Below are 13,696 nucleotides of genomic sequence, written 5' to 3'. Positions count from 1 at the left end.
ATTGATTACCATTCGCGGATATAATGAGCGGCATCTACCATGTCATACACTCCACCAATGGTTGGTACCAACTGGGAGATAACACGGTTCCAACGCACGATCGGAGCGGTAGTAACATAGACAATGTCATAGGGCTGCAACTTGAAGGCGGTGCTCATTACCATGGCTGCTGCGTCTTTTGCGTTCAGCTGGTAAATATTAGCCATCTTACCGTTTGCATCTTTGTTTCTCAGGGGACGAATCACGAAGATACCTGATGCATCCGCCATTTCCTGTGAGACCCCATCGGCATTACCCAGTGCTTCCGCAAGAGTCATCCCACTGCGGTCCATTTTCAGCGTAGATTGTTTGTTAACTTCACCCATCACAAACACTTTCAGGTCGTCGTTGCGAGGTACAAACAAAATATCACCGGGGGTCAACAGGTGGTTTTGGCGTAAATCCCCTTGCTGCATCAATGCCTGAAGAGAGATCAGGCTGTCTTTTCCGTTATGCGTCAACACTACATTGCGCCAGTCTGCGTCCGGGGCTAATCCGCCTGCCGCATTGATCGCATCCATCACCGTCAGTGGAATGTTGCTGATCGGCTGTTGGCCTGAATGTATCACCTCCCCTGTCACATACGCTTTTTGCGAGCGGAATGCAGCGACACTCACATCAACCTGCGGACTTTCAATATAGGTTTTAAGTCGCTCAGTGATCTCGTTGCGGACTTCCTCGATAGTGCGTCCGGCGACTTTCACCTTGCCAATATAAGGATAAAAAATGGTGCCATCGGTGTTCACCCAGTTGCCGGTGTCACTGGCGCTGCGATACTGGCCGGCAGGTGTGGTCAGTTCCGGGTGATCCCATACCGTCACCATCAATACGTCACCAATGCCGATTCGGTACTGGTAGTTTTTGATTTCATCTTCCAGCTGTGGGTTGGCGCTGGACATCACCTTTTGGGGTTGCAGCGAATCAATCAATTTTGGTGTTAACGGATAAACAGTAACGTACTTGCTAATGTCCGTATTCGAATCCATCTGCTCCACGACATCTTTATCACTGGTCGATAAATGTTGCCCTGGAATGATGGTGCACGCGGAAAGAAAAAAAGCAGACACCGCAATCGCGGATAGTCTAAAAGGCAATTTCATCATCATGAGTTGAACTATCATCCTATTAAATGCAAGAAAATAAGGCCTCTTTATCAATTTGCTAAAGAGGCATAGTAAAGGGAAACGTCATTCACTCACCCTTAGAAACCCATCCCTGCGTGGCTGCGTTGTTTTCCATAAAACAGATTTCTGAATGATGAAATGTCTCGGTGCAACATATGTAAGTTACTGACCTTCAGTTTCTTTAAACCTGAATTTTTTTGAGCACTGATTGTTTTTGGGCTAAGCCCGCTGTTCCTTGAGATTTCGAGTATATTTTGTCCGTCTAATAAATCCTTCAAAACATCGATTTCTCGTGGAGTCAGGTACATGGTTTTTCTTTCAGCGATGAGTCGATACAGCTTGTGATGTAAAGGCGTTAGCCCATCATCTAACTGGTAACTCATCACAAAGGTTGTCAGGCAATTACCGACAAAAAACTTCTCATTAGAATAAACACTTATGTCTTTATAAAGTCTGATGGTTTTCAGGTCAGAACTTAACGAAATAGTCATGTCCTGTAGTCCAATTTCGTGGACTTTTAATGCTTCCCGCAAACCCAGACTCAAATAGTAATCATCAGATATTATCCTCATATCTCTCTGACACCTTTGCGATGCCCTCCGCTGTCTGGTTAGAACTATCTGCCCGTGGTGCTGGTCGTGGTGGTGGTGGTGGTTCCGGTGCTACTGCCATCGTTAGTCTGCGTCGCTAAAGCAAGCGCGGCCAGCGCGGAAACCGCAGAGACACCCACAACCACGCTGGTTCCGGCTGCATAACTGGTTGCGCTTTCACCTGCTGGCGCACCCACATTTTGTGCGGCGGCTGTTTGTTGCGTTGTCGTTTCTTCTGCTGCGTTTACACTCAAACTCAGCAAACCGGTTAATAACAAAGTACTCATTGCTGTGATTTTCATAATGTTACCTTTTTGGTTGTTAGCGATAATGAATGATGTTTTTTACCACTTTTATTACTCACTCATTCCTGACGTTTCAGGCACGCTACCGCCCTTAGCTTACTGGCGCCAATAGCCTGAAAAAAATAAATAATCAATACAACAGGCGCAGCGACGCCTTTGCGACGCTGGCAAAAAAAATAATGGGCAGGACAATGCCGCCATTTTGCTGTGTAAAAGACGTATATTAAAAATTCAAAGTTATAATATGAATTTCTTATTTAAACTTTCGATTTGTTCAAGCCGTACACTTTTAAAACATCCACCCTGTACCGCTTTAATATCCGTTTCGATGGCGTGGCATTGCTCTGTGCTTTCCACACCTTCGATGATGATAAACTTACAATATCGCATTATGTTCTTGATAATGACCGGCCAGATGCCTGACTTGCTGTAGATCTTAAAAAAATCATTATCAATCTTTACGGCGTCATAGAGATTTTCCTGCAATGCTCTCAGGCTGGATTCGCCTGAACCTAAATCTCCCAACCACAAGCGGTACTCTTCGGCTAATGCCTGCAAGACCCGGTTGCTTCTCCCATCGGAAAGATTTGGAAAACCTTCTGAAATCTCTAAACGTAAAAAGGGTTTTGATTTGGCTAACTCAGCAATCTCCTCATCCTGTATCAGGAGCGCGGCCATATCAAAATCAATAGTGATGGAGCATAAAATATTATTATTTTGAAAATATGCTGTTTTTAGGTCGATAAGCGTGAGTTGATCCTTCAACAGTTTTTTTTTCTGTGCCTTAGCGGGTTTCCCAACCTGCCTGAAAAACCACCCTGGTGCGGCGCTGTCTGTACGTATCTTTACCGCCAGAACATTCCCTGCTCTGTCTACTATCGGTTCCGCTTCAATACCACTGATAACTTTACCTGTTAAGACTTCGCTGAGATTCATGAGAATGTTTTCCATAACACACATCAGATGATTCTCATTCTATGATCACTAATACCAATCAATAAACACTTTACGATCGGTTTTATCTATGTTTTTACCTATCAAAAAATAACCTTTGATCGATCGATCCTTTCCTAAATCGAATGAATAGAATATTGTCCCGAATAATCAGGAAGAGGTAGGCGTTTGGTGGCATTATGCTCTATACATCAGTCACATAAGCCAGGCGGGAACAAATTTTTGATAAAATACAGTTGGATATTAGCGGTTAGCCTACAATCGCTTAATTCTTAAGACTCACTCCGCTAAACATGTTAATGAATTGTAGCAGAATTTACTGTTTGTGCTGCCTTTACCGCCCTTAACTGATTGATTAGCATTTGAAAACTGACAAATTAGTTACGTTACTGAACTATTAAGTTTGTGTTTCCTGCATTATCAATGCTGATGAATGGCACTAATCCAGGCCCAGCCTGGGCTGGAAGGCGAAAACCAGCACTGGTTAAATTAGCAACAACAACACCTTTAAAATTAATCATTAAGCACAACTTAACTTACGCATTTTTGCAAAATGTTACCCGGTCTGCTGGGCAGGTGAGTATCAACGGTTATTCTTCACTGAACGTCATCACATCAATTGGCAAAAAACAGGTGGATAACTGTGCTTCTTCGTTGGATTGTCCATTCAATATCATCTTTTCCTATAGAACAGTTGTCCGTCTCTCATTACCGGAAAAGTCGTACTTTTTGTCGGGTATCTGGCTGTCGGGAGGGCGTTACGGGGTTGTAAAAAGGTGAAGGCCAGGTGATTAATCTGGCCTTTGAGATTATTTCAGGTGGGTTTTCAACTCTTCCGCCGCCTGACGCAGCGCTGTTTTCACCGCCGGCACGTTACTCAGTGGATTCAGCAGACCATAGTCGTGGATCAAACCGTTATAGCGTGTGACGGTCACATCCACCCCGGCCTCATCCAGTTTACGACCAAACGCTTCACCCTCATCACGCAGCACATCCAACTCAGCAGTCTGAATCAATGTCGGCGGCAGTCCCTGTAACTGCTCGCGGGTGGCACGCAGCGGAGATGCCAGAATGTTGTTACGATCGCTCTCTTTGGTGGTGTAGGCATCCCAGAACCACTTCATCATATTCCGTGTGAGAAAGTAGCCATTCTCGAACTGGTTATAAGAAGCGGTATCGAAGTGCGCATCTGTAACCGGCCATAACATCACGTCATAACGAATCGCCGGGGTATGTTGCTGTTTTGCCTGCAACGCGACAGCGGCCACCATATTCCCCCCTACACTGTTCCCCACCAGCGCCAGGCGTTTACCGTCAACGCCTATTTCCTGGCCATGTTCCGCAACCCAACGCGTGGCAGCATAGGCCTGATTGATCGCCACCGGGAAATGCGCTTCCGGTGATGGGGTGTAATTAACAAAAACTGCCGCTGCTCCTGATTCCACCACCAGGTCACGTACCAGGCGCTCATGGGTTGGGAAGTCACCTAACACCCAGCCACCGCCGTGGAAGAACATAAATACCGGCAGCGTACCTTTTGCCCCTTTCGGTTTGACGATATTTAACTTCAGCGGTTGTCCGTTAACTTCGATGGTTTTTTCAGTCACGTCTGCGGCCGGCAGTACAGCTCCCTTCTGGGCGCCAATCAGCACCTGACGCGCATCATGAGGTGAGAGCTGTTCAATAGGTTTGCCGCCGCTGCTGTTGAGGGCATTCAGGAAAGCCTGCACATGACGTTCTGGTTGTGGCTCTCCCGCCATGCTTGATACAGATACAGCACCTAATGCAATGGCTAATAATGATTGTTTAATTTTCATGGTGATCCCCTTTTATATTTCGCTATTAAATAGTGCGCTACTTAAATGAATGAATCCGTGCGCTCGTTGTTGGCTTCGGGTTCAATTTACATAGCGCACTACTTAATAGCAAGCAATCAACGGCGTGCAATTCACCGGATTTTGTCTACTCCATTGAAAAATATGATTAAACTACGGCACAAATTGTTAAGTACGTGCCACAAAAGACCCTGGTTAACAGGGTCTTGCCTGTGCGCCATCAGACGTTATAGTCCAGCAGCCAAAAATGCCCTCATTAACGTTTGCGCCAGTCAGTCGGATCCCATTCGGCTTCAACCCTATCGGCAACCTCTTTCGGTACGCTTTCCACCAGCTGTTGAACCATCGCATTGAAAAAGTCCGGAAATGGCAGAGCCGGTTCGATTTTCAGTTTCGGATCGGTCGCCAGGATATCGATAATCCGATCGATCTTCTGCTGGTTACTCTCCGTCACTGGATAGGCCCAACTATCGCGTATTTCACTCGCGAGACGGGCGATTTCTGCATTGGATGAATAGACGCAGGCGTGAAAATAAGTCCGGGTAAACTCCTCCAGGTCCTGGATATAAGCCCGAAACACCGCAGGCGCAGACATCAGCTTATGGAGTAATTCTCGTTGTTCGCTACGTACCAACGATCTTTGCCGGTCAGGCCAGTCCAGATAGGGCTCGCCAATAATTTTTTTCGCATGGGGGACGAATTTCCTGATGATGTTATGCCCGTCCTCATGCCTGACCGTGGTGGCAAGAGATTTTTTATGTCCCTGGTTGGCGCAGGATACGGCAATTTCATCTCTTTTTTTATGCCCCGTCGCAAAACCATTGAGTCCGTTCCAGGAAAACAACTCTCTTTCCGGCATGGTTTTCATTTTAATCAACGCATACTGCTTTGTTTTGGGGTTGTAGCCTATTGCATCTTTAAATACCTTGATTCGATATTCAGTATCTGACTCCAGCGTTATCCGATATTGATGCAATAATTTCTCAAACAACGCGACGTCCAGCGTCTCACTTTCCGTAACATGGAAGATTTTTTTCAAGCTCTGTGCAATAAAATTAGCATTCTGGCTTATGGCCGCGCTAATTTTATCCATATTCAACCGGTCTTCATTATCTATCTGCTCCAGTTCCTTTCTCATCCACGGGAACTTATTCCATACCGTTGAGCCAGTACCCACATATCTGATCCCTCTTAACTCCTCAGGGACAGAAATCGTTGCCAGAAAGACTTCGGTGATATCATCCGCTTTAAAAATCTGATCGCCATAATCATCAATGTAGGCCAGTTGCCTCGCTCTGAATGCGGCGTTTGCCACTTCGGACGAGGTCATTTCTGATTTGAACACACTGGCGAAATTCACCAATTTTTTTGCCATTGTGGCATAACTATCAATGTCATGCTGCGTGAGGGCATGATCGCTACCCGGAAGACCGAAGACTTTGATGATATTGTTAATCCCTCTGCCTGCATCCTTAATTTTGCGTAAAAACTCCTTATAGGATGCCTGGTCTGGGGACAATTCAGGGCTGATTGAGGTCAGCACACCACGGGCTATCTCTTCTACCATTTGGCTCAGCTCGAGAAAACCATGCAATGTGATATCACTTTCCGGCAGTGAATCGGCATGTTTCAGCATTGCCAGATGTGCCGGTAGTTTATGCACCTGATTGGCCAGGCAGATAATATCTACCTCCAACTCCTTCACCGTTCTCAGTGACACTAATTTCTTACGTAGATTATATAATTCCAGTATGGCATGCCTACGTACCGTATCGTAAATTCGGCTCAACGCATAACGACCACGAAATATCGGACTTTCGTTAGTACTGGGGTCATTTTCAATGCCTCGCCCCATGCGATAAGGGATATTAGCGAATATTTGCGGTTCAAAGGGGATAAACGCGCCACTGGCACAGAGCATTCTGTATAATGTTTCCCCCTCACTCGTCTTTATTTTTATTACCAGGCGATTATCATTGAAGGTTGATATCAACATCTCTTCTACTGAGATCCCTTGCGGTACGCTTAACTCGCAGTCGTTATGCTTATTGCTGGCGTCAGACGGCAACAATCTAATCAGATTGTCAGCCACCACCTGCAAATTCCCCTTTGCGTCTTTAATCACAGTTACCATGCGGTCGGCGGGCGCACCTGCCGGAATGTGGTATCTCACTTCACCGGTTTGCGACAGGGAGGTGCTCGCCACTTCAAATTTCAGCCAGGAGTCGCCGTAGGGATGAAAGATATACTCTTTTCCTTCTTCATCGGATAAATAGTGTGCGTAACCCGCCAGCTCATTTAGTTTTTCCAGACTGGTTGGCTCAGGCAAATAATCCGCTTTTGATAAGGACGACCAGGAGGGTTGCATCTGCGGCGCCAGCCAGGGCTTGAGATCCCGATGAGCGTATAAATCCTCCAGCTCAGGGAAGGAATCCATGAATTCCTTCATTTCATATTCCAGCCATTTTATGAACGCCGTATCCTCCTGTGGTGCCTCAGTCGTAATCCGATACTTAGCCTGGTAGCGCTTCGCCTGGCGAAAGGCTTGTTGTACCCCGTTCTCAACCAGCGTATCGGCAACAGTCCACGCCTCTCCTTCTGGCATCGCCTGTTCCACGCAGACCACCAGCGATCCCAGCTTCACTAATCCGCTTTGTTCGGCTGGCTCCTGTTGCAAGCCAAGACCGAACAGGTTATCGACAAAACTCAGGCACTCACCCAATGGGGAGTGAAAAAGTAATGACAACGTCGTACTCCAGGCGCTCTGAACCAGGGACTCAGCCGATGCCGTGGTTGAAGTGGTCGGGGGCAAGCTGGCGGCAGAAGATGGATTGGACAGTTGTTCCATCTTCTTCACCACAATTTCCGCCAGATTCGCTGCCCACAATTCGCTATCTGCGGGTGCAAAACGCAATAGCGAGGTGGTCAACGTCAGTTGATGACGCGCTGACGCATCGCCCGTTCTGAACAGAATATTCATTAACGCCTGTTTCTGTTCTTCGGTGCGAAATCCGGATCCACTCTGATGTTCTGTCACGTCAAACCAGGTATGCCGGGTGGCATCGCCGATTTTCGGTAGCGGTGTCACCATGTACGCTTTAGCATTGTGTTGAATAATAATTCCGAGACAGGGCTTCACCAACGACGAATCTTCCGGTCGCGACACCTGAATAAATGTCACCGGCAACGGCTGGGGGTAATTTTGTTTCAGCGCGTGCCGCATCTCCCGTGGCAGATCCAGAAAGGTATGTCGGTAAAATGTTCTGAGCGTGGTTTGAACATCGGTTTTCGCCTCGGCCAGTTGCAAAGGCGTGATGCCGTGCGGATGGAGAAGTATTTTATCCAGTGCACGCCGGGCCCGGACAAAATCCAGTACATCCGCAAATGTTTGGGTTTCCTCCTCCCACCATTCGGTCAGCTTTTTTTTCACTCCAGGACTGACATACGTGGTCTGCCCAAGTTGGTTAATCAGCGTCCCGGTTTTTTGATTGAGCAACATAAACAGCGCAATCTGCCTGATGGCCTGTAATGGAATGGCACTGCGTTTATGATCTGCCACCACCGGAGCGGCCAGTGGCGCCGATAACCCCAACTCGCTAAAACAGGTTTCATCCTGTAATTTCGGGTGCGCCGCAAATTCGGTCACAGGAAAAGCGTCTTTGCATTGCTCATCCAACAACAGACGAATACGGGCGAGGTCCAGTGAAGTCAACTGTGCGAACTGTTGCCCCAGCGCTTCGCAAAATGCTGCTGTCTTCTCGGCGGTCAGACGGGCGAATTCTTTAATCGTGATGGTCGGGATCGCGGCTTCAGTCAGGCCCGCAATGATGTTGCTGTTGATGGAAGCGAAGCCCGCAAAGTGGGTCGCCGGGTCAATGGCTTTCAGAACAACCTCAATCACCGGCAAGATCATTTTGCCCAACAACCTCAATCGGGCGCGCGGTTCGCCATCGCTCATGATCGCTAACCCGCCAGACCAACCGCTGCGCTGGTCATTCTGTAAATAGGCGAATTCCTTCTCATCCAACACGAATGGGCTATCTTCGTCCGGGCGGGTGATGAGCGTCTGTAATGACAGCAATAAGATCTTCAGACGGTTAAGCGGTGTTCGTGGTGTGGTGTCCTGGAAGCGGGCATCTTGTCCAATCTCACGTTGTGAGGGATCTTCGGTTATTAACGCCGCATAACGCGCAAATCCGTTTTCCCTTTCATCCGCAGGCTTATGGCTGAGTATCATTTGCCACAGGTTACAGGCGTGCGACGCCGTTTTAACATCGACCTGCACCGGAGCAGCGGCCGTTGCTATCAGCGGGATTTCCGACAGACGATCATATTGCACATCATTAACCGGAACCGCCTTTGGTCGACTGTCGACGATGGCATGACGTGCCAGACGCGTGTGCACTGCGTCTGCCTCATCAAGATGCTGACCGGCAACACCTGTCGGGTTAAGCATCTGCGAAAACCATTGATCAAAGTGTTGCAAGGCTCCCGCGACACCGGACGGTAGTAACAGAAAAGGTGGTTCTGGCGGATCGATTATCTCCACCGTAGTCACCGGGCAGGCTGCATCTGTCAGCGAGGAGGAAGGCGCGTCAGTCTTTTCAGGTTGATACGTCAGCAGGGGCAAGGGGCTCGGACGCAATTTTGCGTTAAACCCGGTGGCAGGATGGCGGCTCCTGAAATAAACCTGAGTAGATGCGGCATTGATATTACTGAGAAACAACTTCATGTTGTCTTCAGTGGCGCTCCCCACTCCGCCCAGAGAAATGCCGCTGCCTTCTGTGGTCGTATTCATAAACCTATTCGCCGGGCACACCGGTATCGCCAGCACCAGCGTGGAATTTTTTCCCAGTACGATGTTTTGATATGCCGGTGACAGGGTGCGCAGCGTCCCGGCAAAAGGAATATGAATACCCGGTGGGGGTGGCAAGTTATCCAGCTGCGCGAGCACCGTGTTAGTCGGTTCAGCATCAGCGGGCCAGAGCATCGACAGCAGCTCGCTTTGGATTCGTGCAGGCACCCCGCTCAACTGCACCAGCATTTCGCTGCTCACATACTGCGCCGAAAATTGCTCGGCATACTTAGTGGTGAGAAAGGCCTGCACTTTCACCTCCATCTCGGCCTCGCTCCATTTTTGGACTTCGGCCGGGTGGGCCGTGTTTTTTTCCCACCTCAATGCCTCGCCAGCGAACAGTTCCTGATACAGCGCATTGAATATCTCGATATTGAGTTGTCGGGGCTTAACCTCACTCCCCGCACTCCCGAAGATGCCAATCATTAACAATAAAGTGTGCTGGATCTCGCTTTCCAGGGTCTGCGACCCGGGTTTAGCGTCGATATAGAGCTGCGCCAGTCGTTGACGGTTGGGCATGGTGTCGAGGAGGCTATTGGCTTTTTCCAGATGGAGAAATTCCGCGACATGATGGGTCCTGCCACCCAGCAATTTCATCACCGGCTGTTCCAGCAAATAACGAGCAAGCAGCGCAAAACAGGGTTCGAGATAGTTTTTGAGGGCGGCATCGATTGGCAGGTTCGGGTTTCTTAAATATTCCTGCCACAGCGCCACCTGCCGACGGGAGAGGAGTTCTTTCCCCGCCCAGGCGTTGAGGACGGTGGCCACTGCGGGTAACCTGGCAGCCAACTTGTTGGCAGTCAGGCTGGTGACCCGACTTAATGTTTGCGATAAGGGTTTGATAAGTGAGGATTTCACTGACAAAAATTTGTCACCTATGCCATTCAAATGACATAAGGCATTCAGAACCGGGGTAGTGGATGGAACAGACGGCGTGGAACAGACGGGAATATGAGTCATCATTTTTCTTCCATGAAAATAATCGACTTCAAGCGTAGCCTGGTGGTTTTTAACACTGGCCTGAACAACATGAGAAAAAAATGAAGATTGAGTAGCCTCTGCTGCTACAGATTGTTCTTGCGCAGAGGCTGGCAACACAGCCCATTAATGTGTCGGGCTTTTTCAGGAATGGTTAGCCCTGTAGGGACAGTAGTACTTACTCTGCAGCGTAAACACACTTTGTTTGTCAAATGTCAGTCTGCATGGCGTGCAGTAAAGTCCGACAGAACCAGGGGCATGGAAGATTGTGATATGTTTCTCAAGAAATTTTCTTCTCGTACACGAAAAGCCACATCCGTCTACGTTGCATTGAAATGGCTTTTGTCCAAGGTGACTGTGTCTGAAATGCCTGGTTAGGCCATCCTTAGAGGTGAACTTTTTGCTACAACTTTCCCCGTGGCAAACAAACGGCTTTTCGTCTCTATGGTTACGCATATGAATATGTAGATTTTGTGTTCTGGTGAATATCTTTCTACAGTCAGGCCACATACAGGAGTATTTTTTTTTGCATGGCATTTGGGCAATATGCTCTCGCCATTCAGGTTCAGAATGAAAGGAATCATAGCATCGGTTGCATTGCCAGGTTTGATTACCCCCGGGCACATGCTCTGTGGTCAGCGCCGCCGCATGGTCTTGATGAGACTGGGGGTCGCAGGTTACAGAAGAAGAGGTTGAAGGTACTGGCTGCCAGCTTGGGGGATTTTCAGCGGCGGCACCGGGTAAATGCTCCTCCCATAACTCTTGCAGAAGCTCACGATACTCAGATGTATCAGTACCCTCATTTCTTATAACGGCATCAAGATCGAAAGATGACTCCCCATTGGTCATGCGTCCGTCAGGGTCGTAGCGCGTGACAGGGTTATTTCTCAGCATACGAAACAGGTTTAACCCCTCTATCGTTCCAGCCGGGTCGCTACTTAGCCAGCGCATCAGCCACGGCAGGTAGTAACGCCAGCCGAAGTAGATTAACCCGGTGCAATCCCGTTCCTTCCCCGCGTAACGTTGAAACTTCAGCATCGCACCTTTCTGCCTCCCGGTTAACCAGCTTGCCGTGCCACCAAAGGGATACCAGCACTCCTGACTCACCAGAGTTCCCGTTTCATCTACAACGCCGTATACGCTGCCCAATCTGTCGATCAGGTTGACATGAATCAGCGTTTGCTGCGCCTCGCGGTAAAGACGACATCTGCCGGCCACGATCATCCACAGAGGCTGGTCGTAGGTCTTGCCTGTGGTGCCGCTGCGTATTTCCAGCCCCGGCAGATAACACACCTGCTGCTGACGAGTATCGAATTGGTAATGTTTAAACGCGCGTTGGCCGGGCGCAACATACCGGTAATATTCCTGCTGCTGTGACATAGGTTTTCTCCTGAGAATAGGCCACTCACTTTAGTCACAACCAATCTATTAAAAACATCCCGGTAGAATGGATACCGTTCACTTGATATGAAAATCCATTAATCGCTGAAATTTATCCTGACGCAACGCATCAATAAGATGAGAAATACATGAATTTATAACTACCTTCTCTGGCAGAAGAAAATCTTCATATAAGGTTAACAGGCAGTGAAACGGAAAATAACTCAAGGAGTAGCAATGTTTAAAAATATGTTGATAAGTACCATCACCTTAGCCTCGCTTCTGGCAACGGGGAGCTTATTCGCCAGAGATTCACTTTCACAATTGTCCCCTACCCCGATAAATACCGGGGTGGAAAACTATGATTCGGTTTATATGCAGGTCCACGGCACATCGGAGATTCATCAGGATGCGGCAAGATTGGGTTCATTACCCTGGCATCCGGGTTATCCAACCGGCTATTATGCCGAACCTAATCAACTGGTTCACTATGCTGTTAATTGCCCCAATTACAAAGGCAATATTATGCCTCATCTGCTCATCGGCACTTACAGCCGTTACAAAGACAAAATCAACCCTGATATGTTCGAGCTAAAGCAGGAAGTTAATTCCTATGTCAAAGCGGGTGAAAAAGGCGGTGTTATTTATGCTTACACACCAATGAATCAGTTTGTTTATGGCGCAAACTGCCGTCTCAACTTAGTCGATGCCCGGCCAATGCCCTGGTATCGGCTGGGTACGACCACCAATGCCGCATGGCGTGAGATGTTAAATAATTACCCGACGCCTGATGTGGTCCTTGAATCGGAGCGCGCCATTATTGTTGCATCACGGGAAAATGCCCTTCGTTATGTGAATGAAAACCAGGATAAGGTGTTGCAGGCGATTGACAAGGCAATCAATGCTCAGGACAACATATTGATGTTAACTAAAGATGAGGGATATATTTACACCCACAGCCGAAGCCAACATAAGATATTAATAACCGAAACCGATGACCCGGTTCCACTTATGTATACAACGGATTACCGCACAGTATTTAATAAAGATGTAATGGGAAATATCCTTACTGAGAAAGGATTCTCGGTGGAAGGCTGGGGACCATGACATGAACTTGGTCATATGCATCAACAGCGGGCATGGAGCTGGAGCAGCATTACTGAAGTGCAGGTTAATATTTTTTCTCTTGCCGCGGAAAGGGAGATGGGGATTTATCCATCTCAGTGGATGAGTTTGGCACAATCCTGGCCTCGCGCGATAAAATTCCTGAATAAAACCGTCGCGCAAAAAGATTTTAATCAGGATGCTGAGTTAGGTTATGAAGGAAGACTGATGATGTTCCATCAACTCTGGCTGGCGTACGGCGATAATTTTTATCAAACGCTCCACCGTCATTACCGGGCAAGCGCACCAGACTTACCCACTGATGCCGAGAAGATAAACAGCTTTATTATCAATGCCAGTATTTATTCGGGTTATAACCTCGCCTCTTTCTTTACGACCTGGGGGCTAATGCCCAAAGATCCCAACGCTTACAATACGCTCATGGCGGAGCTGAACGCGTTGAAATTGCCGGATACTTGCATTGACCCTTACACCCTGACCGATCTGGCAGACTGATCCCCGTGACTCGCAA

The 13,696-nt window shown here is 48.1% G+C and carries 8 protein-coding genes and 1 pseudogene; 2 read left to right on the top strand and 7 right to left on the bottom strand.

Features of this window, described 5'->3' with window-relative positions; translation table 11 throughout:
- Positions 1 to 5: 5 nt before the first annotated feature.
- The 4 genes from L579_RS16725 to L579_RS16710 form a co-directional block, all read right to left on the bottom strand.
- Positions 6 to 1,142, bottom strand: a complete 1,137-nt coding sequence (locus L579_RS16725; RefSeq protein WP_036627133.1) for a polysaccharide export protein — start codon at positions 1,140 to 1,142, stop codon at positions 6 to 8.
- A 98-nt stretch (positions 1,143 to 1,240) separates the two neighbouring features.
- The gene (locus tag L579_RS16720) at positions 1,241 to 1,654 is read right to left on the bottom strand and encodes a helix-turn-helix domain-containing protein (RefSeq protein ID WP_235056601.1); all 414 of its coding nucleotides are present in this window, start codon (positions 1,652 to 1,654) and stop codon (positions 1,241 to 1,243) included.
- Positions 1,655 to 1,779: 125 nt separating this feature from the next.
- A complete protein-coding gene (yjbE, locus tag L579_RS16715; protein WP_021185365.1) occupies positions 1,780 to 2,055 on the bottom strand; it encodes an exopolysaccharide production protein YjbE in 276 nt (91 codons plus the stop codon).
- Positions 2,056 to 2,295: 240 nt separating this feature from the next.
- Entirely contained in the window at positions 2,296 to 3,009 is a 714-nt protein-coding gene (locus tag L579_RS16710; RefSeq protein WP_200864676.1) for an EAL domain-containing protein, read from the bottom strand.
- 426 nt (positions 3,010 to 3,435) lie between these two features.
- On the opposite strand from L579_RS16710, the gene L579_RS23980 reads away from it, so the two are divergent.
- Positions 3,436 to 3,792: a hypothetical protein gene (locus tag L579_RS23980; RefSeq protein WP_161628645.1), complete on the top strand. Its 357-nt coding sequence runs from the start codon at positions 3,436 to 3,438 to the stop codon at positions 3,790 to 3,792.
- 29 nt (positions 3,793 to 3,821) lie between these two features.
- Here the strand turns inward: L579_RS23980 and L579_RS16705 are convergent, their stop codons facing one another.
- The 3 genes from L579_RS16705 to L579_RS16695 all read right to left on the bottom strand — a co-directional run bounded on the left by L579_RS16705 (position 3,822) and on the right by L579_RS16695 (position 12,060).
- Positions 3,822 to 4,829 carry an alpha/beta hydrolase gene (locus tag L579_RS16705; protein ID WP_021185363.1) on the bottom strand — a complete coding sequence of 336 codons (1,008 nt, stop codon included), beginning with the start codon at positions 4,827 to 4,829 and terminating at the stop codon, positions 3,822 to 3,824.
- A gap of 274 nt (positions 4,830 to 5,103) precedes the next feature.
- On the bottom strand, positions 5,104 to 10,797 hold the full coding sequence (locus L579_RS16700) for a hypothetical protein (protein WP_152521900.1): 5,694 nt from the start codon (positions 10,795 to 10,797) through the stop codon (positions 5,104 to 5,106).
- Positions 10,798 to 10,824: 27 nt separating this feature from the next.
- Positions 10,825 to 12,060, bottom strand: a complete 1,236-nt coding sequence (locus tag L579_RS16695) for an RHS repeat-associated core domain-containing protein (protein WP_021185361.1) — start codon at positions 12,058 to 12,060, stop codon at positions 10,825 to 10,827.
- A gap of 237 nt (positions 12,061 to 12,297) precedes the next feature.
- On the opposite strand from L579_RS16695, the pseudogene L579_RS24190 reads away from it, so the two are divergent.
- A pseudogene (locus L579_RS24190) lies at positions 12,298 to 13,680 on the top strand (M60 family metallopeptidase).
- Positions 13,681 to 13,696: the final 16 nt, after the last annotated feature.

This window comes from Pantoea sp. AS-PWVM4 (assembly GCF_000468095.1).
Lineage (GTDB): Bacteria > Pseudomonadota > Gammaproteobacteria > Enterobacterales > Enterobacteriaceae > Pantoea > Pantoea phytobeneficialis.
The sequence above is the reverse complement of the archived record's forward strand: the minus strand, read 5'-3'. Positions and strand labels throughout refer to the sequence as shown.